Annotated in this window: 28 protein-coding genes; 18 read left to right on the top strand and 10 right to left on the bottom strand. The window is 41.6% G+C overall.

Annotated features, from left to right (window positions below):
- The first annotated feature begins 26 nt into the window (after positions 1 to 26).
- The 5 genes from RBR61_RS02615 to RBR61_RS02595 all read left to right on the top strand — a co-directional run bounded on the left by RBR61_RS02615 (position 27) and on the right by RBR61_RS02595 (position 3,937).
- Complete coding sequence (locus tag RBR61_RS02615; RefSeq protein WP_320341947.1) at positions 27 to 944, top strand: branched-chain amino acid transaminase; 918 nt, start codon at positions 27 to 29, stop codon at positions 942 to 944.
- Between the two features lie 149 nt (positions 945 to 1,093).
- Positions 1,094 to 2,191, top strand: coding sequence for a prohibitin family protein (locus tag RBR61_RS02610; RefSeq protein ID WP_320341957.1), 1,098 nt, complete (start codon positions 1,094 to 1,096; stop codon positions 2,189 to 2,191).
- 1 nt (position 2,192) lies between these two features.
- The gene (hisIE, locus tag RBR61_RS02605; RefSeq protein WP_320341946.1) at positions 2,193 to 2,873 is read left to right on the top strand and encodes a bifunctional phosphoribosyl-AMP cyclohydrolase/phosphoribosyl-ATP diphosphatase HisIE; all 681 of its coding nucleotides are present in this window, start codon (positions 2,193 to 2,195) and stop codon (positions 2,871 to 2,873) included.
- A 3-nt stretch (positions 2,874 to 2,876) separates the two neighbouring features.
- A complete protein-coding gene (locus RBR61_RS02600) occupies positions 2,877 to 3,389 on the top strand; it encodes a DUF2393 family protein (protein ID WP_320341945.1) in 513 nt (170 codons plus the stop codon).
- Complete coding sequence (locus RBR61_RS02595; RefSeq protein WP_320341944.1) at positions 3,386 to 3,937, top strand: DUF2393 family protein; 552 nt, start codon at positions 3,386 to 3,388, stop codon at positions 3,935 to 3,937. Before RBR61_RS02600 ends, RBR61_RS02595 begins: the two co-directional genes overlap by 4 nt.
- Here the strand turns inward: RBR61_RS02595 and RBR61_RS02590 are convergent.
- The 7 genes from RBR61_RS02590 to RBR61_RS02560 all read right to left on the bottom strand — a co-directional run bounded on the left by RBR61_RS02590 (position 3,934) and on the right by RBR61_RS02560 (position 9,958).
- Complete coding sequence (locus RBR61_RS02590) at positions 3,934 to 4,893, bottom strand: TIGR01212 family radical SAM protein (RefSeq protein ID WP_320341943.1); 960 nt, start codon at positions 4,891 to 4,893, stop codon at positions 3,934 to 3,936. The two genes, RBR61_RS02595 and RBR61_RS02590, sit on opposite strands and share 4 nt — an antisense overlap.
- Entirely contained in the window at positions 4,893 to 6,248 is a 1,356-nt protein-coding gene (gene purF, locus RBR61_RS02585; RefSeq protein WP_320341942.1) for an amidophosphoribosyltransferase, read from the bottom strand. The genes RBR61_RS02590 and purF overlap by 1 nt, the downstream gene beginning before the upstream one ends.
- Before the next feature lie 57 nt (positions 6,249 to 6,305).
- Complete coding sequence (dapB, locus tag RBR61_RS02580) at positions 6,306 to 7,073, bottom strand: 4-hydroxy-tetrahydrodipicolinate reductase (RefSeq protein ID WP_320341941.1); 768 nt, start codon at positions 7,071 to 7,073, stop codon at positions 6,306 to 6,308.
- Between the two features lie 21 nt (positions 7,074 to 7,094).
- The gene (trxB, locus tag RBR61_RS02575; RefSeq protein ID WP_320341956.1) at positions 7,095 to 8,033 is read right to left on the bottom strand and encodes a thioredoxin-disulfide reductase; all 939 of its coding nucleotides are present in this window, start codon (positions 8,031 to 8,033) and stop codon (positions 7,095 to 7,097) included.
- 130 nt (positions 8,034 to 8,163) lie between these two features.
- Complete coding sequence (locus RBR61_RS02570) at positions 8,164 to 8,649, bottom strand: hypothetical protein (protein WP_320341940.1); 486 nt, start codon at positions 8,647 to 8,649, stop codon at positions 8,164 to 8,166.
- A 14-nt stretch (positions 8,650 to 8,663) separates the two neighbouring features.
- Positions 8,664 to 8,984, bottom strand: a complete 321-nt coding sequence (trxA, locus tag RBR61_RS02565) for a thioredoxin (protein ID WP_137014880.1) — start codon at positions 8,982 to 8,984, stop codon at positions 8,664 to 8,666.
- A 194-nt stretch (positions 8,985 to 9,178) separates the two neighbouring features.
- Positions 9,179 to 9,958, bottom strand: a complete 780-nt coding sequence (locus RBR61_RS02560) for a histidinol-phosphatase (RefSeq protein ID WP_320341955.1) — start codon at positions 9,956 to 9,958, stop codon at positions 9,179 to 9,181.
- Positions 9,959 to 10,042: 84 nt separating this feature from the next.
- Between RBR61_RS02560 and RBR61_RS02555 the strand changes: the two genes are divergently transcribed.
- The 5 genes from RBR61_RS02555 to RBR61_RS02535 all read left to right on the top strand — a co-directional run bounded on the left by RBR61_RS02555 (position 10,043) and on the right by RBR61_RS02535 (position 13,997).
- Positions 10,043 to 10,765 (top strand): chemotaxis protein, encoded by a 723-nt coding sequence (locus RBR61_RS02555; RefSeq protein ID WP_320341939.1) that lies wholly within the window; start codon positions 10,043 to 10,045, stop codon positions 10,763 to 10,765.
- Positions 10,765 to 12,057: a peptidase U32 family protein gene (locus tag RBR61_RS02550; protein ID WP_320341938.1), complete on the top strand. Its 1,293-nt coding sequence runs from the start codon at positions 10,765 to 10,767 to the stop codon at positions 12,055 to 12,057. Before RBR61_RS02555 ends, RBR61_RS02550 begins: the two co-directional genes overlap by 1 nt.
- Before the next feature lie 77 nt (positions 12,058 to 12,134).
- The gene (gene purE, locus RBR61_RS02545; protein WP_320341937.1) at positions 12,135 to 12,629 is read left to right on the top strand and encodes a 5-(carboxyamino)imidazole ribonucleotide mutase; all 495 of its coding nucleotides are present in this window, start codon (positions 12,135 to 12,137) and stop codon (positions 12,627 to 12,629) included.
- A 24-nt stretch (positions 12,630 to 12,653) separates the two neighbouring features.
- A complete protein-coding gene (locus RBR61_RS02540; RefSeq protein ID WP_320341936.1) occupies positions 12,654 to 13,127 on the top strand; it encodes a DUF3972 domain-containing protein in 474 nt (157 codons plus the stop codon).
- 12 nt (positions 13,128 to 13,139) lie between these two features.
- The gene (locus RBR61_RS02535) at positions 13,140 to 13,997 is read left to right on the top strand and encodes an ARMT1-like domain-containing protein (protein ID WP_320341935.1); all 858 of its coding nucleotides are present in this window, start codon (positions 13,140 to 13,142) and stop codon (positions 13,995 to 13,997) included.
- A gap of 92 nt (positions 13,998 to 14,089) precedes the next feature.
- Here RBR61_RS02535 and RBR61_RS02530 read toward each other — a convergent pair whose 3' ends face one another.
- Together RBR61_RS02530 and RBR61_RS02525 are read right to left on the bottom strand one after the other, a co-directional pair.
- A complete protein-coding gene (locus RBR61_RS02530) occupies positions 14,090 to 14,536 on the bottom strand; it encodes a DsrE family protein (protein WP_320341934.1) in 447 nt (148 codons plus the stop codon).
- Positions 14,537 to 15,067, bottom strand: coding sequence for a carboxymuconolactone decarboxylase family protein (locus tag RBR61_RS02525; RefSeq protein ID WP_320341933.1), 531 nt, complete (start codon positions 15,065 to 15,067; stop codon positions 14,537 to 14,539).
- A gap of 99 nt (positions 15,068 to 15,166) precedes the next feature.
- Here RBR61_RS02525 and RBR61_RS02520 point away from each other — a divergent pair, with 99 nt between their 5' ends.
- Positions 15,167 to 15,847 (top strand): MerR family transcriptional regulator, encoded by a 681-nt coding sequence (locus RBR61_RS02520; protein WP_320341932.1) that lies wholly within the window; start codon positions 15,167 to 15,169, stop codon positions 15,845 to 15,847.
- Positions 15,848 to 15,892: 45 nt separating this feature from the next.
- A complete protein-coding gene (gene glyQ / locus RBR61_RS02515) occupies positions 15,893 to 16,774 on the top strand; it encodes a glycine--tRNA ligase subunit alpha (protein ID WP_320341931.1) in 882 nt (293 codons plus the stop codon).
- A gap of 4 nt (positions 16,775 to 16,778) precedes the next feature.
- On the opposite strand, the gene RBR61_RS02510 is transcribed toward glyQ, so the two are convergent.
- Entirely contained in the window at positions 16,779 to 17,486 is a 708-nt protein-coding gene (locus RBR61_RS02510) for an SDR family NAD(P)-dependent oxidoreductase (RefSeq protein ID WP_320341930.1), read from the bottom strand.
- A 201-nt stretch (positions 17,487 to 17,687) separates the two neighbouring features.
- Here RBR61_RS02510 and RBR61_RS02505 point away from each other — a divergent pair, with 201 nt between their 5' ends.
- The 6 genes from RBR61_RS02505 to RBR61_RS02480 all read left to right on the top strand — a co-directional run bounded on the left by RBR61_RS02505 (position 17,688) and on the right by RBR61_RS02480 (position 23,857).
- Positions 17,688 to 19,925 carry an AAA family ATPase gene (locus RBR61_RS02505; protein ID WP_320341929.1) on the top strand — a complete coding sequence of 746 codons (2,238 nt, stop codon included), beginning with the start codon at positions 17,688 to 17,690 and terminating at the stop codon, positions 19,923 to 19,925.
- 78 nt (positions 19,926 to 20,003) lie between these two features.
- Positions 20,004 to 20,876 carry a TIGR01777 family oxidoreductase gene (locus RBR61_RS02500; RefSeq protein WP_320341928.1) on the top strand — a complete coding sequence of 291 codons (873 nt, stop codon included), beginning with the start codon at positions 20,004 to 20,006 and terminating at the stop codon, positions 20,874 to 20,876.
- Position 20,877: 1 nt separating this feature from the next.
- Positions 20,878 to 22,080 carry a cation:proton antiporter gene (locus tag RBR61_RS02495; protein ID WP_320341927.1) on the top strand — a complete coding sequence of 401 codons (1,203 nt, stop codon included), beginning with the start codon at positions 20,878 to 20,880 and terminating at the stop codon, positions 22,078 to 22,080.
- Positions 22,081 to 22,143: 63 nt separating this feature from the next.
- Positions 22,144 to 22,719 (top strand): AmmeMemoRadiSam system protein A, encoded by a 576-nt coding sequence (amrA, locus tag RBR61_RS02490; RefSeq protein WP_320341926.1) that lies wholly within the window; start codon positions 22,144 to 22,146, stop codon positions 22,717 to 22,719.
- Between the two features lie 21 nt (positions 22,720 to 22,740).
- Positions 22,741 to 23,529 (top strand): AmmeMemoRadiSam system protein B, encoded by a 789-nt coding sequence (gene amrB, locus RBR61_RS02485; RefSeq protein ID WP_320341925.1) that lies wholly within the window; start codon positions 22,741 to 22,743, stop codon positions 23,527 to 23,529.
- 13 nt (positions 23,530 to 23,542) lie between these two features.
- The gene (locus RBR61_RS02480) at positions 23,543 to 23,857 is read left to right on the top strand and encodes a cupin domain-containing protein (protein ID WP_320341924.1); all 315 of its coding nucleotides are present in this window, start codon (positions 23,543 to 23,545) and stop codon (positions 23,855 to 23,857) included.
- The last annotated feature ends 125 nt before the right edge of the window (positions 23,858 to 23,982 follow it).

Here is a 23,982-nt window from a genome sequence, read left to right as displayed (position 1 = left end):
TTATGTAGTAATTATTGGAGAAATGAATGAATGCTGCCAAATATATTTGGATGAATGGTAAGTTTGTTGCATGGGATGATGCGAAAGTTCACGTACTGTCGCATACGCTGCACTATGGAAACGGTGTTATTGAGGGAACAAAAGCATATAAGACAGACAGAGGATATGCGATTTTTCGTCTAAATGACCATACGAAAAGATTAAAAGATTCTGCGAAGATGACGCTTATGGATATCCCTTTCTCTGTCGAGGAGATGAACCAGGCTCAGATAGAGCTCATAAGAAAGAACGAGTTTAGCGGCGACAATGTATATCTTCGTCCATTTGCATTTTTAGGATACGGTGTTATGGGAGTCTATCATAAAGATGCTCCGGTAGAGACTGCGATAGCTGCTTGGGAGTGGGGTGCATATCTTGGTGAAGAGGGGATGAAAAAGGGTATAAAACTCAAGATCGTCTCTATGACAAGACCTGCAAATACTTCAAATATGGGTAAGGCAAAAGCAACGGCAAACTATCTGAACTCTCAGATGGCAAAGTATGAAGCGATCGATTGCGGATATGAAGAGGCACTGCTTCTTGATGACCAGGGATATGTTGCGGAGGCGAGCGGGGCAAGCTTTTTTATGGTAAAAAACGGTGTGCTTATAACTCCTCCAAATGACAACTCACTGGAGTCGATCACGCAAAAGACAGTTATCGAGATGGCGCAGAACATGGGTATCAAAGTTGAACGCCGCCGTATCTCAAGAGAGGATGTCTACATCGCTGATGAAGCATTTTTAACGGGAACTGCAGCTGAGATAACTCCTGTACGCCTTATCGACGCAAGAGAGATAGGGTGCGGTGCACGCGGAGAGATGACGGAGAAACTGCAAAGCGGATACTTTGATATAGTATTTGGACGCAACAAAGAGTACGAGCACTACCTAACGTACGTATAAACATATAACCTTATGGTTCTCGAAAAACTTTGTTTTTCGTAGCTTTAGGGGGTTGTAGGGACATTTGTCCCTGCCACTAGAACGGACGCGTTCGTTTTAGTGTGTAACATCAGATAAAAAGGAACAGATAAATGAAGGAAAATATAACGATGGCATCAGATATGAATGACTACTTTAACAAAAAAAAGAGCCAAGGCGGAGGTTATGACAACAAGTCTACCGGCGGAAGCGGCGGAGGCCCGAATATTCCTCAGATGCCAAAGATAGATTTTAACTTCGGCGGCGGGAAAGCGGGAATCGCTTATTTTCTAATTGCGGTTGTATTGATACTTGTCCTGGCAAAACCTTTTACTATCATAGAAGAGGGACAAAGAGGAATCCTAAGCACTAACGGTAAATATTCCGATCAGGCGCTTCTTCCGGGGCTTCATTTCATTATTCCAGTTATTCAAAAAGTGTATAAAGTAGATACAAAAGTGCGTATCGTAAACTACGCTTCAAGTATTGAAACAGGCTCTACAAGTGATGCATTGGGTGTTAATGTAAGACCTGCAATTACGGTTCTTGATAAGCGCGGATTGCCGGTATCTATCGAGCTTACCGTTCAGTACAGACTAGATGCTCAGTTTGCTGCTCAGACGATCTCTAACTGGGGTTTTGCATGGGAGGATAAGATCATACATCCTGTTGCAAGAGATATTGTTAGAAACGTTGTCGGTAAATATGATGCCGAGATGCTTCCTCAGATGAGAAACTCTATAGCAACTGAGATAGATACTCAGATCAGAAGCAATATTGAGAAGCTTGAAAACACTCCTGCTGATCTTCAGTCCATACAGCTTCGTGCGATAATTCTGCCACCAAAAGTTAAAGAGCAGATAGAGAACGTCCAGATCGCAAAGCAGCAGGTTCAAAAGGCTGAGCAAGAGGTACAGCGTGCAGAGCAAGAAGCGCTCAGACGTGCAGCAGAAGCAAGAGGTGTTGCGGAGAAGGCTAGAATCGAGGCACAGGGTATAGCGGATGCCGTTACAATTGAAGCTGAAGCAAAAGCAAAGGCAAACCACCTGATATCAAAATCACTTACTGCTCAGTTGCTGCAGTTAGAGCAGGTTCAGGTTCAAGGCAAGTTTAACGAGGCTCTTAAAGAGAATAAAGATGCAAAAATATTCTTAACACCTGGCGGTTCAACTCCAAATATCTGGGTTGATATGAAAGACCCTCAAAGAAAAGCGTCTATAACCAACTAATATGCAATCAACAATAGATAAAATAGACTGGCAAAAGATATCCCTTCTGCCGGTTGTCGTTCAAGACGTTCAAAGCAATGAAGTGCTGATGATGGCGTATATGAACAAAGAAGCTCTTGAACTATCACTAAAAACAAGAGTGGCACACTACTTCTCCCGTTCAAAACAGCGCATCTGGAAAAAGGGTGAGAGCAGCGGGCATACTCAAGAGATAGACTCTTTTTACATTGACTGCGATAACGACACTCTTTTGATAAAAGTAACTCAGCACGGCGTGGCTTGCCATACGGGACGACGTTCATGCTTCTTTACGGAGCTGGAATCAGGCGAGATCCAAAGTGACGCAGAGGTGAGCAGCGAAGCGCTTTATGGCGTGATCGATACTCTTTATCATACTATTCAAGAGAGAAAAAATGCAGATCCAGAATCTTCATGGACGGCAAAACTTCTCAGCAAAGGCGATAATACGATACTAAAAAAGGTCGTAGAGGAAGCGGGAGAGTTTAGTTTTGCATACAAAGACAATGATGAAGCTGAGATGATATATGAGGCAGCTGATCTTACCTACCATATGCTTGTCGCACTTGCTGCAAAAAACATCTCTCCAGACAGGGTAAAGCAGGAGCTCTCCCGCAGATTTAACATGAGCGGTATAGCGGAAAAAAATTCAAGAGACAGCTGATAGATGAGCGGGACAATAAGTAAATTTATAAATGAACTGATTGTTTATGATTATATCTTATTCGCTACCCTCTTTTTACTTTTTATTCTATTTGTAACTATTGGCATCCTCTTTAGAAACAGAGGTGCTATTGCGATCTTGCTTATACTTTTTGCATTCACTCAGCTCATCGTCGGCTCAACATACGGCTATATCAAGATGCATGAGTTTCTATTTACAAACGAGACCGCTATAACGAGCCAGAAAAAATTAAATTTCACTCAGGCTATAGTTCTATACGGATCAGTAAAAAATATAGCTGATAAAGACTTTTCAAGCTGTAATATCACTGCCACAGTTTATAAAAAGAGTGGTAACAAGATAAAAGATTATATACTTATGCTAAAACCACTCAATAAAATGTCGATCATTGAGCAAGGTATCGTAAAAGATGAGAAGCGAGAGTTCAAGATGATCATAGAGCCTTTTATATATGGCGGCGACTATAATATTACGTTGGGAGCAAAGTGCAGATGAACACACTATTCAATGAGTGGCACTATATTGCCTTAGGTGTTATTTTACTGATTCTTGTAGCCGGTATTGCGGTAGCATTTAAAGATGAGAACTCTAAACTAAGATCTCAGATAATATTCTCAACACTTCTTATAACTGCAGTAATGGCGGGCTTTAGTCTCTTTGTAGTAGACAAATATACAAAAAAAGCAAAGCTATACAAGATGGAGAACAAGAGAAATCTCAGTACCGAGCAGATCATGTACAGCGGCATAGTCAGAAATGAGGGAAATTACGAGATAGGCGAGGTCACATTTGAGATAAAACTTGTAAACAAGGGACACTCAAGCGGTAACGTAAAGGCGGGTTCATTTTATAAACCAAGCGGTTTTTTCGGCTTTTTCTCAGGCGAGACCATTGATACCGACAGCAAGCCTCAGCAGATAACCCACGAGTTCGTGGTAGCTAGAAATCTAAGACCTGGCGAGTCCAGAGAGTTTAGGGTCTATTTTGACTACCCTCCATACTTTAGAGGCGTTACTCATTTCGCAAAAATATACGCTCACTAATATTTAAGTCCAAGCGGTTTTAGTGCGGCATTTATCTTTTTGATCTGGCTGTTTTTATCTCTGCACCAATCAGGCGATAAAAGAGAGTTGTCGTCTATACCCGCCGTTACTCTTTGAACAGATACATTTTGAGGCTTCATTTTTATCGCTTTAACAAGTACGTCCAAATACTCATCTTCACTTATCGGCGTGAACTTTCCTTTTAAAAAGTCATTCGCAAGAGATGTCTTTTTTACAACGTATAGCGGATGATACTTTACGGAGTCGATTCCCCAGCTATAAGCCTCTTTTGCAGTTTGAAGCATCATCTCTTTCGTCTCATCGGGCAGGCCGAATATAAGATGACCGCATACATGCAGCCCCTTGCTTTTAGCCTTTAATATCCACTCTTTTACATTTGCACTGTCATGCCCGCGGTTGATCTTTAAGAGAGTCTCATCATAAACGGATTGGATCCCAAACTCGATCCAGATCTCTTTTGTTCGGTTAAGCTCTGCCAGATAATCAAGAGTCTCCTCTGTTATGCTGTCTGAGCGCGTTCCTATGCTCAGACCTACAACGTCATCAAACGTGAGAGCTTTGTCATAGAGCGCTTTTAGCGTCTCAAAAGGTGCGTAGGTATTTGTAAATGATTGAAAGTAGACCAGAAACTTACTAGCTCCGTACTCTTCGCGCTGTCTTTTGCTTATAGCGTTAAACTGCATCTCCAGCTGGGCAAGCTGCTTGTCAAGATTTGGATTTGTTTTTGAGTTTAGATTTAGATGAAAACCCTTTAGCTCTTGGGTCTGACCCGTACTTGCGCTAAAAGAGTCGTTTTCACAAAAGGTGCAACCCCCTTTTGCTACTGTGCCGTCTATATTCGGGCATGTAAACCCAGATATGTTGATGCCGACTTTGTAGACTTTGCAACCGAACTTATCTCTTAAGTAGTTGCCAAAGGTAAATATTTGTTGCATTAAACTATGTATTTTCCTGTAAAGCAGGCTGTACAGTAGCTCTCATCTTTTGCATTGACACTTCTTAGAAGCGAAGCTTCATCAAGGTACGCCAAAGAGTCCGCTTCGATAAACTTGCAAATATCATCCTGGGACATATTTGCGGCTATAAGTTTGTCTTTGTTTGGAGTGTCAACGCCGTAAAAACATGGATCGGTTGTAGGAGGAGAAGATACTCTCATGTGAACTTCGCTTGCTCCCGCCTCTTTTAACATTCTTACGATTCTCTTAGATGTCGTTCCGCGCACGATTGAGTCATCAACGACGATAACTCTTTTGCCCTTGATAATGTCTATCATAGGGGAGAGCTTCATTTTGACTTTTAAATCTCTCATCTCTTGTGTCGGCTCAATGAATGTACGCCCGATATAGTGGTTTCTCATGATCCCCATCTCATAAGGAATCCCGCTCTCCTGAGCGTAGCCTATAGCCGCAGGAACACCGCCATCAGGTACAGGAATAACTAAATCTGCTTCAACGGGCTTTATGTGTGCGAGCTCTTTGCCCATATTTTTTCTTGTCTGGTAGACACTCTGCCCAAATACTTTTGAGTCCGGTCTTGCAAAATAGACATACTCAAAGATGCAGTGCTTAGGAGTAGGCTCAAAAACTTTTATGCTTTTTGGCTCTTTATCTTCGCTGAAAATAAGAAGTTCACCCGGTTCGACATCTCTGATGAACTCAGCGCCTACAAGGTCAAATGCACATGTCTCGCTTGCAACTATGTAGCCGCCACCTGGGAGTTTACCGAGACTTAAAGGGCGAAAACCGTGTCTGTCACGCATTGCGAACATTTTGGTTCTGCTTAGAAAAACAAGCGAGAAAGCGCCCTCTATTTTTTGAACGGCGTCTATTATTCTGTCAAGCAGTTTTCTCTGTTCGCTTTTTGCTATGAGGTGGATAAGGTTTTCCGTATCCATAAAGGTTTGAAAAATTGCCCCTTTGTCGATAAGTTTGTTTCTTATCTCTTCGGCGTTTGTCAGGTTTCCGTTGTGAACGATCGCCATCTCACCCAAGTCGTATCTTGCAAATACAGGCTGAGCATCCAAGATGGAGTCATCTCCGGCAGTGGAGTAGCGAGTGTGACCGATAGCGCTCGAACCTCTTAGGGTCTCAAGCTTTTTTTCGTCAAACACGCGCATAACCAAACCGCGTTTTTTGATAGTTTGCAGTTTTGTTCCGTTTGAGGAGCTGATCCCTGCTGCTTCCTGACCACGATGCTGAAGTGCATGCAGTGAAAAATAAGCTAATTTAGAAGCTTCCTTATTACCATAGATTCCTACTACCGCACACTTTTCATTAACATCTTCTAGCACATTTTCTCCTCGAGAATATTTAACGGAATTATACTCAAAGCAAAGTAAAATCTGACTTTATAACTCTAAACAATCGCTAATAGAATAAAGACCGCTCTCTTTGTTGACCAGCCATGATGCAGCTCTTATGGCACCTTTGCTAAAGGTGTTTCTTGAGGTTGCAGTATGGTTAAGCTCTATAAATTCGCCATCATTATAAAAACCTACAGTATGACGGCCGACGATATCGCCGCCGCGAAGCGCCATAACCGCGATCTCATCTTTAGTTCTCTCGCCTATGTTGCCGTCACGCCCGCTAATACGCACCTTATCCAACTCTAGTCCGCGGCCTAGTGCAGCAGACTCGCCTAGTGTAAGAGCAGTACCGCTTGGAGCATCTTTTTTATGTTTATGATGCATCTCTACTATCTCGATGTCAAAGCCTTCAAGAGCCGCAGCAGCCTGATATACAAGCTTGTTTAGAAGTGCAACGCCTAAAGACATATTTGTAGCATAAAGGATAGGCATGCTCTCGCTTGCCTGCTTTAAAAGATTGAGCTGATGTGCGCTTAGACCGGTTGTGCCTATTACAAGCGGTTTTGGAGTTTTCAGAGCTGCTTCTAAGAGTGCTTCGCAAGCCTCTGGAAGCGAGAAGTCTATAACAATATCACACCCTTTTAAAAAAGTGCCTATATCAGTACTTACCAAAACAGAAGGGTCTATAGAGAAGTTAAGGGAGTTTCTCACAAAAACTGAACTAAGGCTTATATTCTCTGTAGCTTTTAGATCATCAATTATCAGTTTTCCGACTCTGCCGTTTGCTCCAAAAACACCAACTCTCGTCATTTAAATATCCTTCTTTATAAATTAGTTTAGTTTTTCATCTACATAAGAGATAGCTTGAAGTGCTGCAACAGCACCGTCACCCGCAGCACTTACAACCTGTTTCGGAGCGGCGATACGCATATCACCTGCCGCAAAAAGCCCCTCTACGGATGTTCTCATGCTTATGTCCACGATCACTTCGCCATGTTTGTTTACATCGCACAGGAAAGTTCCATCCTCTTGAATAAGAGTCTGATTGTTTACGTCATTTCCGACAAAAACAAAGACGCCAGGCGCTTTAATATCACGGATCTCGCCATTGGCATTTTTAACACGGATTCCAGCTACGCCCATCTCATCGCCGTAAACTTCTTCGGGAGTCGAGTTTAAAACAAGCTCTATATTCTCTGTTCTCTCAACCCTTTTAATAGTATTTGGAGCTGAGCGGAATGTGTCACGTCTATGGATAAGATAGACTTTTGAACATATCTTTGCAAGGTAGAGTGCCTCTTCAAGAGCGGTGTCACCGCCGCCTATCACGGCAACCTCTTTTCCTTTGTAAAAAAAGCCGTCACAAGTAGCACATGTACTGACACCTCTTCCAAAAAGCTCATCCTCTCCTGCAAAGCCTGCACGTCTCGGAGATGAACCGGTACAGACGATGACGCTGTGAGCTTCTGCTACAGAACCGTCCTCTTTGTGGATTTTAAATATATCACCATCTTTGCTTACGCGTTTAACTTCGACCATCTCATGTTTTAGACCAAATTTTTGGCACTGCTCGGGCCATGGCATCATAAGGTCCATCCCGCTTATCTCGCCTGTAACACCTGGGTAGTTCTCTATCTCCGAACTTTGTGTTATTTGACCTCCGGGCATCCCTTTTTCAAACATTACTACATTTTCCAAGCCGCCGCGCGTTGCATACAATCCAGCCGTAAGACCCGCGGGTCCTCCACCTATAATAGCGCAATCTAGTATCATAATTATTATCCTTAATTTTACTTCATAAAATGAAGGAAACCCTTCATTTATATAACGATACTTGAACAAGTCCAAGTATCTACGCTAGCCGCTAAGGCACTAAAGCTAGGCTCTTTAGAGCCAGAGTTTATAAAGCTTCAATTTGCGAAGCTAACTCGTTCAAATTATCCAGTTTTCGTATCATACTATCTTGTTTATAAAGAGACTCTTTTGTTTTCTTTATAAAAAAAATAGATGGTACTTCATAGATATTGAATCTTTGGATAAAGCTTAGGGATGTTTTTGTTCCGCTTCTTAAAAAAGTCGTATTTTTGCTCTTTTCATAAACTTCATTATAGTAGTCTATTGCAATGACGGGATGGTTTAGGTCTATGTTTGCGAGAAGTTCTGCTGTATTGTTCACTTTTGAGCTGTAGAAAACTACCACATATTTGTCGGCAGTAGGGGTAAAAATATCTTTTTTCTCATAAAAAACCCACTCTTTAAAGTCGATAAACTTATACTCTGAGAATTTATAGTTGAAGTAAGCAAAGGCGGCAGCTATCATAGCTGCGCCGAAGAAAGAGGCAAGTAACGTAGATAGCGAAAAGAGGCTTTTACCTCTGTCTGCCACTGCGTACTCTTAAATTACGCTAAAAGAGCGTCTAGTTTTTCAGCTAGAGCAGCTTTAGATTGTGCTCCAACAACTTGACCTTCAATTTTGCCATCTTTAAAAAAGATGATTGTAGGAATAGAACGGATGCCGAATTTAACAGCGATGTCTTGCTCTTCATCAGTATTTACTTTACAGATCTTAGCTTTACCGTCGTAGTCATTTGCAAGCTCTTCAATTACAGGAGCGATCATACGACAAGGTCCACACCATGGAGCCCAAAAATCTACTAAAGATACACCTTCACCCAGTGTTGCTTCAAAATCTGAGCTAGTCAATTCTATATATTTACCCATTATTGTTTCCTTCTAATTTTATGTTCGCACATTATACAAGCCCAACTCTTTAAAATTGCTTTATGATACCACTACTAAAATTTTATAAACTATTTATTTATAACGCCAATCGGAACAAAACGAAGTTTCTTTAGTAAAGTCCCGTTTGGCTACGCTAGACGCTAAGTCACTAAAGATTCTCTCTGAAGAGAGAATTAAAATTTGATAAATTTTCTTTTTCTATTTCTATAAAATACACACTCGCTGTAGCCCGCACTTCTTGCCATACTGATAGCTTCATTACTGTAGAGTCCTACTTGTTCTGGTTTGTGTGCATCCGAAGCAAAAGTTATCGCAATATCAAGCTTTTTGATCTCTTTCAATAACGATAGGGATGGATACGCCTCGCCTATCGGTTTTCTAAAACCTGCAACATTTATCTCTATGGACATATCTGCTTCTTTGATGGCAAGAAGGGCATTTTTTGCTATTTCTGTTATATCTTTTGTCGGCATAAATTTGAAAATTTTTATAAGGTCAAGATGTCCAACAATGTCAAAAAGCCTGCTATTAGCCATCTCCTCTATTGCATCAAAATATTTTTGCCAGATCTCGTCAATATCTCGGTCTTTGTAGTTTCCGATAAACTCCGGATTGTCAAAGCCCCACTCCTCTATAAAGTGGACGGAACCTATGAGATAATCGACATCTGCATTTAAAACCCTATCATCCATATAGCCTCTTAGATAATCGACTTCGTAGCCAAGAAGAATTTCAATCCTCTCTTTATACTTCTCTTTTGCATCAAGTACGCTTTTTTCATACTCTCTCATCTGCGCAAATGAAATGCGGTATTTCTCATCAAAGTTCATCGGAGCATGCTCAGAAAAGCCGAAATATTTTATGCCGCACTCTATCGCTTTTTCGATATACTCGGCTATTTCTCCCTCTGCGTGATTACAAAGTTTTGTATGGTTGTGGATGTCTACTATCACTGTTTTCATTCTCGTATTTACATATTTTTATGATATTATAGTGATAAAATTTAAATTTAGCGAATATTGGACGGAGAGCTTTCTATGACTCAAGAAGAACTAGATGCCTTAATGAGTGGTGATATTGAAGATTTAGAATCTTTAACAGATGATGATATAAACGACGATTCTGTTGATGAGGATGCTGGGTTTGAAGATGGTGATGAAAAAGATGTGACCTCTTCAAAAAAAGAGGAAGACAAACCGTTGGGTTATAGCCCTGAAACAGCGCATCATTGGCCTCTCCCAGCAACTAATGAAAATAAAATGGTACATCAGCTTGACGATGTCACTAAAGAGAGCGAAGAGAAAGCCAGCGAAATTTTTGACATTATAGAGGGTATCAGCAATGATCTGCTCGAAGAGGAGAAGAGAGCCGAGGCGGTAATAGAGGTGTTAAAAAGTAACATTGAACTCTTTAAAACGCTAAATGCCAAATTTCCCGATGTTGAAGCCTTCAAAGCTCAGCTGGAGAAGAACAGTGCGGCACTGGATAATACGAACGAAGCTCTAGAGACGCTTCAATCAAGCGGCAACGCGATAATGGACGTTATGGACATCATGCAGTACCAAGATATCCACCGCCAAAAGATCGAGCGTGTTATAAATGTTATGCGCGCTCTCTCCAACTATATGAACTCTCTTTTTGAGGGTAAGATAGATGATGAAAAAAGAGTCTCTTCCGCTACGCATATCGTCGGAGACACTCACAATGAACTTGTATCAAATGAAGAGATAGAAGCTCTTCTCTCGCAATTTGGAAGTTAATGCAAAAAGTAGAACTATTATCCCCCGCGGGAACGTTAGAAAAATTAAAGATCGCTATTGATTTCGGTGCAGACGCAGTTTACGGCGGAGTGAGCCACTTCTCGCTTCGCATACGCTCAGGTAAAGAGTTTAGCATGGATGAGTTTGCCGAGGGGATCGAGTATGCCCACTCGCGCGGCAAAAAAGTTTATGCGACTCTGAACGGTTTTCCTTTTAACTCTCAGTTAAATCTTTTGAAGAAACATATTTTAGCAATGGCGGATCTGGGGCCTGATGCTTTTATTGTCGCAACCCCGGGTGTGCTTAAACTATGTCATGAGCTTGTTCCGCATATGCCGCTTCACCTATCTACGCAGGCAAACGTAATGAACGTGCTTGACGCAAAGGTCTACTACGACATGGGGGCGACCCGTATTATAACGGCAAGGGAGATCTCGCTTAAAGATCTGGTTGAGATCAAAAGAGAGCTTCCGGACTTGGAGCTTGAGGTATTCGTGCAAGGCTCTATGTGTTTTGCATACAGCGGCAGATGTCTTATCTCTACTCTTCAAAGCGGACGCGTTCCAAACCGCGGAAGCTGCGCGAATGACTGCCGCTTTCCTTATGAGATGTACGCGGCTAACCCTGAGACTGGGACTTTGTTCAAACTCGAAGAGGATGAGGGCGTAGGTACTTACATCATGAACTCAAAAGACCTCAATCTTGCTTCACACGTAAAAGAGATCTTAGACAGCGGCGCGGTAGATTCTCTTAAAATTGAGGGGCGGACAAAAACCGCTTACTATGCGGCGGTCACTGCAAAAGCTTACAGAATGGCTATTGATGATTATTACAATGGCGTAAATGATGTCGATAAGTACCAATATGAGCTTCAATCTCTTCAAAACCGCGGTTATACCGATGCCTATCTTATCTCAAGACCGTTTGAGAAGCATGATACCCAGAGTCTGGACTTCACTATGCAGCTTGGAACTCATCAGGTAAGCGGAGTGGTAAATGAAGAGGGTACACACTTTTTGTGTAAGTATAAAACTCTGCCCGGAGATGAACTTGAGATAGTTGCCCCACTAGGCTCCCATATAGAAACGGTAGACAATGAGATAGGCGAGACTTACGAGCGAGACGGAAGAGTATATATGAAGCTAAAGCAGCTTTTGGCAGAAAATAAGAAGGTCTGGGATGAGGTTCACAGTGGAAACCCTAATCCGATAACACTGCCGACAAAACTTCCGCCATACACCTTTTTAAGAATTCCTGCGCATCCAGACATGGGCACCTACCCCAAAGTTTGATAAGCTCAGCTTATCTATAAAAGCATAGTTTAAAAAGCTATGCTATAATCGCGCATCAAAAAAAAGGAAGATAGTATATGAAATTTGTTTCAATTGTAATAGGCAGTAAAAGTGATTACGAGATAATGAAGTCTTGTTCAGATACGCTTGAGGCGTTTGGTGTTCAGTATGAAATGATTATCTCTTCAGCTCATCGCTCTCCTGAGAGAACAAAAGAGTATATTGCTAAAGCAGAGAAAAAAGGTGCTCAAGTTTTTATAGCGGCTGCGGGAATGGCTGCACACTTAGCGGGTGTTTTATCTTCTAAAACCGTAAAGCCGATCATCGGAGTTCCTATGAGCGCATCTGCTCTTAGCGGGATCGATGCCCTTCTCTCAACTGTTCAGATGCCTGCTGGAATGCCTGTTGCTACTGTAGCTATAGGAAAAGCTGGAGCGATAAACTCTGCTTATTTGGCTATGCAGATACTGGCACTTGATAATGAAGAGCTTGCTATCAAACTCAAAGAGGACCGTATCTCAAAGGCTAAAAAAGTAGAGATGGATTCAATGGAGATTGAGACTATTCTTTAGTAAATTTGTAACAGGGGCACACGCATGAAGTGGATGAGCGATGAAGAGTATATGGAACTTACCGGTCTTGATATGTCGGCGATCGACGACTTGGCAGACAGAGGCAAGCTTACCATAAAAGTTGAAGACGGGGTGCGATATATCGACCCCTCTAAAGGTGCTGGGGAAGTTGTTCCTGTGCAGTTAAAAGAGCTCTCTTCGCACAACACAAAAGAGATGGTAGTACAGCCCCAGTTTGTCGAGAAGACGATAGGTACTATAATCAATCTTCACGAAAAAGTGCTTGATGCAAAAGACGAGACTCTTGCGGCAGTAAGAGTCGAGAATGAGTTTTTAAGAGAGGCACTCGCATCTCTGCAAGAGCTTTATGATGAAGACAGAAAAACAATACACACGCTTCAAGAGCAGCTAAAACTTTCACAGCAAGAAGTTGAGTTTATGAGAAGAAAATATAAACTTATGTGGAACAAAGCTATTGAAGAGCATACCGAAAAATAAGCATATTAACAGATGACTATTGATGAAGCCTGTGTAGGCTGTATAATAAATCAGAGCGTTAAAGTTGCAAACGCCATCCACGCTTCTGCCTCTATGGCAGATGAGCTAAAATCCACAGTCACCAAGATGAGCGAGAGCTTCTCTTACGATGATACTCCCCCCGAGATCGCCTCATATGTCTATGAAAAGATGGCGCAAATTGCCAATAAAGCAGACCTTTACGACGAGGTAAAAGAGCTCTGTACAAAAAAAGCGCTCTCTTTTGTTCCGCTCTTAAAAAAAGAGCTTACAAACTCCAAAAACAAACTCTTGACTGCCACAAAAATAGCAATAGCGGGAAATGTCATAGACCTTGCCGCAGAGGTAGAGTTTGACCTCAAAGAGGAGCTTGAGAAGATATTTCATACCGAGTTTGGGCATGATGATTTCTTGGTTTTTGCACAGAAGCTAAGCAGTGCAAAGAGCGTTTTGGTGGTGGGCGACAATGTAGGAGAGCATATTTTTGACTATATGCTCATCGAGACATTAAGTGAGCTTTATCCTGAGAGTAAATTTTACTATATGGTCAGGGGCAATCCGATAATAAACGACGTGACTCTAAAAGAGGCGAGAGAGGCGGGGTTTGAGAAGATATGCGAAGTGGTTGACAGCGGCGTAAACACTCCTGGATTTACATACAACCGAGCAAACGACTACTCAAGGGAACTTTTTGACAGCGTCGATCTGATCATAAGCAAAGGGATGGGAAATTACGAGTGTATGAGCCCGCCAAAAAGAGAGAGCATCTGCTTTCTACTCAAGATAAAGTGCGGAGTTGTCGCCGCCTCACTGCAAAAAGAGATCGGCGATATAGTCTGCAAGGTAGTTTAAAAACTATATGCAAGATTAAAAATTAAACGAACGATTCTGCAGCGTAGTGAAGCCTCAGTGAGTGTATTTTGAATCTTGCAAAAGTATATTAGTTACTCAAATACCATTAGTGCATAGCCGCTGTTTTGGTAGTGGATCGTCTCTAAAAAACTGTTTGGCGATATTTTTACCGACTCTATAACATCCTCTTTTGGGATCGTATTTGCGTTTAGGCTCATGGCACAAACGACTATCTCAACGCCTCTGTATGCCAATTTTATAAGCTGTTTTTGAGAGAGTTCAATGGAGTTCAGATCGTTATCATCTAAAACAATCTCGTCATAATTTTTTGAAACGATAGGCGCACACCCTCCATGAATGGTGATTGCAAACTTCGGAGTGTCTCCTTTTTGCTCTATCATATCCATTGTTCTCTCAACAAGCACCATACGGCTGGCAACATACTGCATATCGTTTGCGTTGCAGTTAAAAACAGCTTTGTAGTCTTGCGCACTTAGCATAGTTGCAAGTGTTAAAAATAGTAAGAGTATCTGCTTCATTTATTGTCCCAGTCCAAAAACGTTTGAGAGAGTGTTTATGTAGTTAAAATATCCGGTAATTGCAACGGCTTCTAAAACCTGAACATCACTATATCCCAGAGCTTTAATGGCGTCAATATCCTCTTTTACTATTTTGTAGCTGTCTTTTTTTGCAGCTCTTATGCAGAAGTTCAGCAGTGCCTTCTCTTTGTCATCCACATTCATAGCATCTACACCTTGAAGAATATTCTCTATCTTCTCATCGGAGAGTCCAAGCATCTTTGCTATGCTTTTGTGAACGTCTACGCACATCTTGCATCCGTTCTCTTTTGAGACCAGAAGAGCGATAGCCTCTTTTATGTCGTATGATAATGTCGTCTCGTCAAGCAGATATTTTTGCACCATAGTGTCAGTCGCAAAATAGACCTTTTCATCCACCGCCATAAGCTTAAATATCTCTCCTAACATCCCTGTTTTTTCTAAAATCGGTTTTGCTCTTGCTTGAATAGCAGGAGCCATCTCTTCATATTCAGGTAGTTTTATGTGTGCCATTTCTGCCTCTTATTTAGTTTATTTCAAAAACGTTAAGTAGTGCTTAACGTTTAAAATTATAGAGTATGATTCTTATATCAATATTAAGGAAAAGAATGCATGGAGTATAAGATATCTCAGGTCGTAAAGATGACGAACACTCCCAAATCAACGATTCTCTACTACATAAGAGAAGGATTACTCCCTGAGGCTAAAAAACTGAAATCAAACGTACATAGATATGGTGATGAACATGTGGAGATTTTAAAGTATATAAAGTACATGAAAGAGGAGTTTGCAAGCACAAACGAGCAGATAAAATCTATACTTCAGGAAAAAAATAGTTCGCTCTCTAGCTCGTTTTCTATGGTTGAACCCCTTATGCAAACTCTCTCAAATCTGCCAAAAGAGGCAAAGCACTATACAAAAAAGGAGTTTATAGAATTGTTTAGTGTTGATGCAGCGTTTTTGGAAGAACTTTTAAGAGATGCTATTTTGCTACCTCTGGCAGAGGATGACTTTACACAAAAAGAGCTCTCAATTTTAAAACTTATAGAGCGGTTTAAAAGCGTGGGTGTTGATTATGAGATTATCAAAGAGTATGCGCTTCATGCAAAAGCTTTGGCAGATCTTGAGCTTGAGATGCAAAAAAAACTCTGCGACAAAAGAGATGATACAAATTTTTCAACACTCTGGAAAATTATGTTCGAGACTCTTTTTGGAGCAAAAGCATATCTCTTTAGCCGTTCAACATATCAGATGATGCACAAGGCGCTTAAAGAGGAGATTTCAAAAAAGTAAAGTATTGCTTTGTTATAATTGCGCAACTATTTACAAGAGGCTTTCATGATAACTTTTAGCGAGATGTTACTAAAACTACAAGAATTTTGGATGAAGCAGGGTTGCAATATTGTCCAGCCCTACGATATCCCTGCTGGAGCGGGAACCTTTCATCCGGCTACATTTCTGCGTTCACTTGATTCGACTCCATGGTCGGTCGCTTACGTAGCGCCTTCACGCCGCCCGACAGACGGAAGATACGGAGAGAACCCGAACCGCTTGGGGAGCTACTATCAGTTTCAGGCACTTATAAAACCTTCCCCGGACAATATCCAAGAGCTTTACTTAAAATCTTTGGAATATCTCGGACTTGACGTAAAGAACCATGACATCCGCTTTGTAGAGGACAACTGGGAGTCTCCGACACTTGGCGCATGGGGACTTGGCTGGGAAGTTTGGCTAAACGGAATGGAAGTAACACAGTTTACATATTTTCAGCAGGTTGGCGGCATAGAGTGCTCTCCAGTTGCGGTCGAGATAACTTACGGAACAGAGAGACTTGCGATGTACCTGCAAGGAGTAGACACTGTTTTTGACATTGTCTGGGGCGAGAATGAACACGGAAAGACACTCTACCGCGATGTTCATAAAGAGGCTGAGATAGAGTTTAGCAAGTACAATTTTGAAGTGGCAGATACGGCTATGCTCTTTGGAGAGTTTAATGCAAAAAGCGATGAGTGTTTAAAAGCGCTAGATGCAGGGCTCCCTCTGCCCGCGTATGACCTTTGTATGATGGCAGCAAATACTTTTAACGTGCTCGATGCAAGAAAAGCCATCAGCCAGACCGAGCGTCAGAATTACATACTAAAAATTCGAGAGCTGGCAAAAGGGTGCGCTGAGCTTTACAAGGCGCAAGAGGAAGAGAGAAACAAGAGGGTAAAGGCGTAAAACCTTAACCCGCTACCGACATGGCGAAATCTGCTTCCACCCCTTGTGGGTCGGTTGAGAGCCTCTCTTTGATCATCTTTGCAAAGGCATCCGGAAATATATCAAACTCCCTATTTGCAACACACTTTAAGACCTCTTTTGCTACATCCTTCGGGTCTGCTTTTGGCATGTCTGCTCCCTCGGTCAGTCTCGTGTCTATTGGACCGGGAAAAACCTCATATACTTCGCTTCCGTAGGCTTTAAGCTCTGCTCTGAGGGCTTGTGTAAATGAGTGAAGCGCGCTTTTTGAGATGGAGTACTCAGCCATGATGGGGAGGTTGCAAAGAGCGACGATCGAGGAGATGTTGATTATCTGCATCTTGTTATCTTTTGCATACTCAAAGTAATTCTTACAGAGATTTGCCGTCCCTTTGTAGTTTACATCCATATCATTGGAGTTTGTGCTAAAAATTCTTCCATTTGAGTTTACACCCGCATTGTTGATAAGCACATCAATATCGTGCGCTTTTTCTCTTGCTGATCGTAGTGAAGCAGCATCTGTGATGTCAAGCTCTAAGAGTTCAACATTGTTTCTGTTTTTAAAATTCTCAAGCGTCTTTATATCTCTTGCTGCCGCGTATATCTTTTTTGGGTTTTGCTCCAAAAGGGCCTCTATAAAAGCATTTCCCAGCCCGCCGTTCGCACCTGTTACTAAAATTGTTTTGTTTTGCATAATATCTTCCTTCAAGTAAATCAACCGTGATGGTAGCATAAAAAGGTGTCCTGACTTCTCGGTCTATAATAAGCAATGAGACAAAATCAGATTAAAGATAGAAAACAAAGGTCTATTTTTGGCTTTTTTAGCTATATTTTTTTTAATATTGCAAATGCAAAAATATCGGCAATTAATATATATAAAAGACAGGTTTAAATATTGAGTGAAACCATAATAGGTCAAATTGACAAGATCCTTTTTGAAGAGGAGGCTTTTTTTATAGCAGTGCTCAAGAGCGGCGAGAAGATAAGCGGTTCATACTATGAGAGTGCCGTCTCACATCTAAAAGGAAGCGCGATAACGTTAAAAGGGCACTGGAAAGAGCATAAAAAATATGGCAAGACCTTCAAGTTCGAGCAGATAAAAGTAAATCAAAACGAGCTCTTTTTCTTTTTGAACAAGATAGTAAAAGGGTTTACAAAAAAGCTCTCTGCCGAGCTAATAGAGCATTTTGGAAGCGAGGGGCTTGTCGAGATACTAGACAATGACATAGAGCGGCTTTTGGAGTTTAGCGGCATCAAAGAGAAGCGGCTAAAAAAGATACAAGAGAGCTGGAAAAAGTTTCGCTCCATGCGGGAGATAGGGGAGTTTTTAACTCCTTATGACGTCTCACCGGCACTTCTTACCACGATTGCAACGGCCATGCGCGACGTTGATGAGCCTTGTGCAAAGATAAAAAACAACCCCTACATCTTAACCTCCATAAACTCCATAGGTTTCAAACGTGCCGATGAGCTCGCACTTAAGATGGGGGTGAGTCCAAACGATGAAAACCGCATAGGTTCGGCGATGGATTATGTACTGCTAAACTACTGCGAACAGCAGGGCAACTCGTGTGTGGCAAAAGAGATTCTCTTTAGAGAGCTAAATGAGCTGCTAATGTTTAGCGACAAGAACCATCTCTATGAGGCGATTTTGATCGAGAGGGTAAGCGAGGGGAACATTGTTTTGATGAAAAACAACCGCGTCTCTCCTGCACGGCTGTACGATTCGGAGAAGTTTTTGTATGATGAGTTCAAAAGAAGAGCGAAGCTCGACAACGGCGGCTTTGTAAAAGATTTGGACGAGTTTTTAAAAGATAAAGAGCTTCAGTTGGGAGAGCAGCAAAAAGAGGCTCTAAAGAAGATAAACGACGGAGCGTCCATACTCTTTCTGGTCGGTTATGCGGGAACGGGAAAGAGCACGACATCAAGAACCATACTTGAGCTGCTAAACACAAAATATGACAAAAAAGAGATAATGACATGTGCCCTAAGCGGCATAGCATCTCAGCGTATTGCAGATACTACTGGTTATGAGAGTGCCACCATCCAAAGTTTACTGGTTAAATTTGAAGACAGAGATGATTTTCCGTACTCGGTTGTTTTGATAGACGAAGCCTCTATGATAAACTCCTCTCTTTTTGCAAGACTTGTCTCAAAAATCAACAAAAACGCCATCCTGATAATAGTAGGCGATGATGCACAGCTTCCTCCCATCGGTGCCGGAAATGTTCTAAGCGATGTTTTGACGCTCTCCCTCGCACCTATTGTAAAGCTTACAAAGATATACAGACAGAGCGAAGATAAAGCCATAACCGTAATAGCAAATGATATACGAATAGGCAGCGTGCCCGAGTATAGAAAAAGCTACGAAGACTTTGAGTTTATAGATGTAAATATAGAGAACTATTATGCCCGCAAAAATCAGCTCTCTCAAAAGGAGCTTCATGATCTAAGAGAGGAGAACTCATCGCGTATTGTTGCAGAGATAGCCCACAAAGTCGTTGAGTCGATAGAAAAGGCGAGATACAGGCTAAACAACAAGCAGATAAAAGAGTATCTGAACTATTTTCAGGTCATAACCCCTATGAAGGGCGGAACTTTGGGTGTAAACAATTTAAACAGCGTCTTGCAGGATTATTTCAACCCAAACCCTAAAAAGTGCGTGAAAAAGGGCGGTGTGGAGTTCAGACTTATGGACAAGGTCGTTCATACAAAAAATGAGAATATGACATCGTGGAGCGGCGAGGGGTACAAGAACGGTGAAGATTCGGCGCAAAGACGCATATTTAACGGTATGAGCGGACTGCTTTTTAAGATAGAGGAGGAAGATGAACAGGCGTTCGTATTTTATCCAAACGAAGATGTAGTGGTCGTTTATGAGTATGAGGAGCTGCGTAGCCATTTGATGCTATCTTATGCGCTTACTATTCATAAAGTACAAGGGATGGAGTATGATATAGTCATAATCCCCATGAGCTTTTCGCACTACATCATGCACAATACAAAGCTAATCTACACCGCAGTCACAAGAGCAAAACACAAGTGCATACTAATTGGCGAGAGCGGAGCTTTTGAGAGCGGATGCAAGAAGTTTGAAGCAACGAGAAGAGATACCGTGCTTTTGGAGTTATAATACCAAAGTTTGGTATAAGGACTTTTTTATCAACTTATACATATAATCAGAGCAAGATGTGATCTCAAGGAGTTTTTGATGGCGATTGGTAACAGGCTCAAGATAATTATTTGCGGTAAAAGCGGTTTGGTAGGCTCAAAACTTGAAGAGTTTTTTAATCCTGCACACAACGAGATAGTAGGTTTGAAGGTACGCAAAGATACATCAATAGAGAGCATAGCAGAGCAGCTTGAGAAATGTGATGTCCTCATCAACTTGAGCGGTACCACCATCTTGGCTCCTTGGAGCGAGAGTTATAAAAAGAAGCTTCGCAGCAGCCGTATAGAGACCACAAAAAAACTTGTCGATGCCATCGCTCTTTGCAAAGAACGACCAAAACTTTTATTGAGCGCTTCGGCAGTAGGTATATATGAGTCAAATACTCCGCACAACGACGACTCGCAGAGGTATGCAGATGATTTCTTGTCTACTCTGTGTTTGGAGTGGGAAGCAGAGGCGAAAAAAGCAGAGGCGTTTGAGGTCAGGGTAGTAGAGATGAGATTTGGAGTTATTTTTGCCAAAGAGGGCGGAGCAATGTCAAAGATACTGCCTCCTTTTAAGATGGGAGTCGGAGGAAAGCTCGGAAACGGAGAGCAGATGGTCTCATGGATACATATAGAGGACCTGCTCAGAGCAGTAGAGTTTATTATAAAAACTCCTGCCATCAGCGGTTCTGTCAACTTCACCACTCCTTATCCGCTCTCAAACATTGAACAGACAAAAATTCTGGGCAATGTGTTGAGGCGGCCTACATTCTTTATGGTGCCGGCCTTTTTAATAAAGCTCATCTTCGGAGAGGGTGCGCATGTTGTTCTTGACTCAAAAGAGGTCTACCCTACAAAGCTAAGTGAGAACGGTTTTAAATTTCATTATGCAAAATTCGAGGATGCATTAAGAGAGATTGTCTCATAAGATGGAGGCACTCTTTTATATAGGTATTATTTTTGTTCTTGGAGCATTTATAGAGCGCTTTAGCCCTTTGGTATATGTTCCCAGAGTGGTTGGATATCTTTTGGTCGGCTTAATTATCGGTCCGCAGGTGCTCGGGCTTGTCCCGCAGCACTTCATCGAGGATTCTCATATTGTCACGGACCTTGCTCTCTCGATAATTGCGCTCTTAGCAGGTGCGACACTCAAGGCAAAAAGACTTAACGGACATATAAAAGAGATTGTCTTGATAACAATTTTTCAATCCCTTACGACATTTTTTGTCGTTGCGTCGGGTTTTATCTTTTTGGGAGATATTTTAGAGCTTCCTATGCTTGAAACTACAATAGCGGCTCTGATACTAGGTGCTATCGCGACTGCTACGGCTCCTGCAACTCCTCTTGCACTGGTGCATGAACTTCATGCCAAAGGAAATTTTACATCAACACTTCTTGCTGTCGTTGCCGCTGATGATGCCATCTCTTTGATCGTTTTTTCTTTGGCTGTAACAGTTGCTGTTTCACTTATGCAAAGCGATACCTACTCTTGGCAAACTCTTTTAACTACACTTAATATAGTCTTTTTGAGTGTTTTGATCGGAGTTGTGGCAGCTTTTCTCAATAGAGGATTTGAGAAGCTTTTTGCGCACCACAAAGGGATGGAGACGATATCAACTCTTGGACTTATATTTGTTGTCTACAGTTTAAGCCAGGCATGGCATTTGGAACCGCTTTTGAGTGCAATGGTAATGGGCATTGTGATAACAAATATATCTGAAGATTTCGATCTTGTCGAAGAGGAGATAGACAAACATCTTGCACAGATAATATTTATACTTTTTTTTATGTTATCTGCCATGCATCTAAAACTTGAAGCCTTTTTCTCTCTCCCTCTTGCAATAGTTGCATATATAGTGCTGAGGTTTTTTGGAAAATACGTAGGAAGTTTTATCGGCGCTTCTGTTGCCAAAAGCAGTTCTAATGTGAAAAAGTATATGGGAGCAGCGCTCATACCTCAAGCCGGGGTTGCAATAGGATTGGTTCTTTCACTGCAAGAGCGCAGCAGTTTTGAAGCTTTGGCACCTATGCTTTTGAATATAATAATCGCTACGACACTTATTCATGAGATAATAGGACCGTTTTTAACAAGATATGCGCTTGAAAAAAGCCAGGAGACCGCACAAGAGTAGATTTAGTTTTTTATAAACTTTATGAGAGTAAAATGAACGATTGGTTAAACAAAAGGGGCTTTAATGATAGACGCTGTTTTATTGCAAATCGCAAAACATGCCATACTTGAAGAGTTTAGCAGTGCGTATGAGTTTGACAAAGAGAAGTTATTTGAAAAATATCCTTTTTTAAAAATAGAAGCCGCAACATTCGTGACGCTTGAGTACGATCATCATCTAAGAGGATGTATAGGTTCTCTTGTTCCTCATCGTTCACGTTTTGAAGATATTTTTCAAAATGCAAAATCCGCCGCATTCCACGATCCAAGATTTCATCCGCTAAGTGAAAGAGAGCTCTCTCATATCAATATAGAGGTCTCTGTTTTAAGTGAACCTCAGATCATAGAGTATGAAGATTTTGATGATCTTGTTACAAAGGTAGAACCTGAACTCGACGGTCTTATCTTCAAGTATAACGGCTATCAGGGAACATTTTTGCCTCAGGTATGGAGAGAGCTCAAATCGCCGAAGATCTTTTTGGAGCATCTAAGTATGAAGGCGGGGCTAAGCCCTTTGGTGTATGAAGAGCATCCTGAGATATACAAGTACAGAGTTCAGGCAATAAATGAAGATTTTGACAAGATACCTCCGCTAGAGTAGAAGTAGAAACAGGAGTTTACGATGAAAAGAAAGATGAGCGTAAGCGGTGCTTTTTATCCCGGAAGAGCCGTTGAGATAGAGAGATATTTTGAACATTTCAGTGCTGTTTATGATGAAGAGAAGACTCTGCCGCAGTTAAATTCAAGAGTTGTGATAGTTCCTCATGCAGGGTATATCTACTCAGGTTACAGTGCAAATATAGCATATAGGGTTTTGCGTCAAAGCGGAGTAAAAAAGTTTGTGGTCATAGGACCTTCACACAAGGTCGGTTTTGAAGGGGCGTCGCTTTGTGATTTTAGCTCCTATGAGACACCGTTTGGAGACATAGATGCCTCTATTTCGCTGCATCAGGCATTAAAAGATAAGTTTGATCTTCCGTGTGTCTTGGAGGCTCATCAAGAGCATAGCACCGAGGTGCAGTTCCCGTTCATAAAACATTACATAGAAGATGCCGAGATAGTCGAGATAGTCTACTCGTATGCTGACGCAACGCAGCTCTGTGAGATCATTGATCACATTTTGACACAACCTGAGTGCGGAGTCGTCATAAGCACGGACCTTAGTCATTTTCACTCTCTTAGCAATGCGGCAAGGCTCGACAATATATGCCTTGAAGCTATCGAGAATATCGATGTCGAGAAACTCCACAGCGGATGCGAGGCATGTGGAAAACTCGGTATTGAAGCAGTTCTTCTAAGTGCGAAAAAGGTAGGTATGAAAGCAGAGCTGCTTGATTACAGTACAAGTGCGGATGCAAGCGGAGACACTGAGAGAGTCGTAGGATACGTGAGCGCATGTTTTTATGACTAAAGGATTTTTAAAGATGTCCTTAAACATATTTGAGAATATTCCAAAGCCTGCGGACAAAGAGTTTTTTGAAGAGCTCTTTTCAAAAGACGGGGTAACCATAGAGAGGATAGTCTCTTACGGACATGTAACGCCTGAGTTTGAGTGGTATGACCAAAGAAGGGATGAGTGGGTTATTTTGCTAAAAGGCGAAGCGGTCATATCTTTTTTAAATGACGATGAGGTGAGATTAAAAGCCGGAGACTATATAAGTATTCCTGCACATAAAAAGCACAGAGTCTCTTGGACAAAGCCAAAAGAGGAGACTCTCTGGCTTGCTGTACACTGCTGAGTTTGCTTATATATAAATATAAGCTAATCTTTTTTAAACAGGCAGTAACTATAATGTGCTATAATGCCCATCAAAAAATCAAAGGAATTTTTAAATGACCCAAAGCGACCCGGCCTCGCGTAGTT

The sequence above is a fragment of the Sulfurimonas sp. genome (assembly GCF_034005705.1).
Classification (GTDB): domain Bacteria; phylum Campylobacterota; class Campylobacteria; order Campylobacterales; family Sulfurimonadaceae; genus Sulfurimonas.
The sequence above is the reverse complement of the archived record's forward strand: the minus strand, read 5'-3'. Positions and strand labels throughout refer to the sequence as shown.

What these genes read in the sequence shown, in the direction of transcription:
- RBR61_RS02610 (WP_320341957.1), top strand. Translation starts at nt 1,094, where the DNA reads ATGGCATCAGATATGAATGACTACTTTAACAAAAAAAAGAGCCAAGGC.
- hisIE (WP_320341946.1), top strand. Translation starts at nt 2,193, where the DNA reads ATGCAATCAACAATAGATAAAATAGACTGGCAAAAGATATCCCTTCTG.
- RBR61_RS02510 (WP_320341930.1), bottom strand. Translation starts at nt 17,486, where the DNA reads ATGCAAAACAAAACAATTTTAGTAACAGGTGCGAACGGCGGGCTGGGA.
- RBR61_RS02500 (WP_320341928.1), top strand. Translation starts at nt 20,004, where the DNA reads ATGGCGATTGGTAACAGGCTCAAGATAATTATTTGCGGTAAAAGCGGT.
- dapB (WP_320341941.1), bottom strand. Translation starts at nt 7,073, where the DNA reads ATGACGAGAGTTGGTGTTTTTGGAGCAAACGGCAGAGTCGGAAAACTG.
- RBR61_RS02495 (WP_320341927.1), top strand. Translation starts at nt 20,878, where the DNA reads ATGGAGGCACTCTTTTATATAGGTATTATTTTTGTTCTTGGAGCATTT.
- glyQ (WP_320341931.1), top strand. Translation starts at nt 15,893, where the DNA reads ATGATAACTTTTAGCGAGATGTTACTAAAACTACAAGAATTTTGGATG.
- RBR61_RS02595 (WP_320341944.1), top strand. Translation starts at nt 3,386, where the DNA reads ATGAACACACTATTCAATGAGTGGCACTATATTGCCTTAGGTGTTATT.
- RBR61_RS02525 (WP_320341933.1), bottom strand. Translation starts at nt 15,067, where the DNA reads ATGGCACACATAAAACTACCTGAATATGAAGAGATGGCTCCTGCTATT.
- RBR61_RS02520 (WP_320341932.1), top strand. Translation starts at nt 15,167, where the DNA reads ATGGAGTATAAGATATCTCAGGTCGTAAAGATGACGAACACTCCCAAA.
- RBR61_RS02600 (WP_320341945.1), top strand. Translation starts at nt 2,877, where the DNA reads ATGAGCGGGACAATAAGTAAATTTATAAATGAACTGATTGTTTATGAT.
- RBR61_RS02530 (WP_320341934.1), bottom strand. Translation starts at nt 14,536, where the DNA reads ATGAAGCAGATACTCTTACTATTTTTAACACTTGCAACTATGCTAAGT.
- RBR61_RS02615 (WP_320341947.1), top strand. Translation starts at nt 27, where the DNA reads ATGAATGCTGCCAAATATATTTGGATGAATGGTAAGTTTGTTGCATGG.
- RBR61_RS02555 (WP_320341939.1), top strand. Translation starts at nt 10,043, where the DNA reads ATGACTCAAGAAGAACTAGATGCCTTAATGAGTGGTGATATTGAAGAT.
- trxA (WP_137014880.1), bottom strand. Translation starts at nt 8,984, where the DNA reads ATGGGTAAATATATAGAATTGACTAGCTCAGATTTTGAAGCAACACTG.
- purE (WP_320341937.1), top strand. Translation starts at nt 12,135, where the DNA reads ATGAAATTTGTTTCAATTGTAATAGGCAGTAAAAGTGATTACGAGATA.
- amrB (WP_320341925.1), top strand. Translation starts at nt 22,741, where the DNA reads ATGAAAAGAAAGATGAGCGTAAGCGGTGCTTTTTATCCCGGAAGAGCC.
- RBR61_RS02550 (WP_320341938.1), top strand. Translation starts at nt 10,765, where the DNA reads ATGCAAAAAGTAGAACTATTATCCCCCGCGGGAACGTTAGAAAAATTA.
- RBR61_RS02480 (WP_320341924.1), top strand. Translation starts at nt 23,543, where the DNA reads ATGTCCTTAAACATATTTGAGAATATTCCAAAGCCTGCGGACAAAGAG.
- RBR61_RS02535 (WP_320341935.1), top strand. Translation starts at nt 13,140, where the DNA reads ATGACTATTGATGAAGCCTGTGTAGGCTGTATAATAAATCAGAGCGTT.
- RBR61_RS02540 (WP_320341936.1), top strand. Translation starts at nt 12,654, where the DNA reads ATGAAGTGGATGAGCGATGAAGAGTATATGGAACTTACCGGTCTTGAT.
- amrA (WP_320341926.1), top strand. Translation starts at nt 22,144, where the DNA reads ATGATAGACGCTGTTTTATTGCAAATCGCAAAACATGCCATACTTGAA.
- RBR61_RS02590 (WP_320341943.1), bottom strand. Translation starts at nt 4,893, where the DNA reads ATGCAACAAATATTTACCTTTGGCAACTACTTAAGAGATAAGTTCGGT.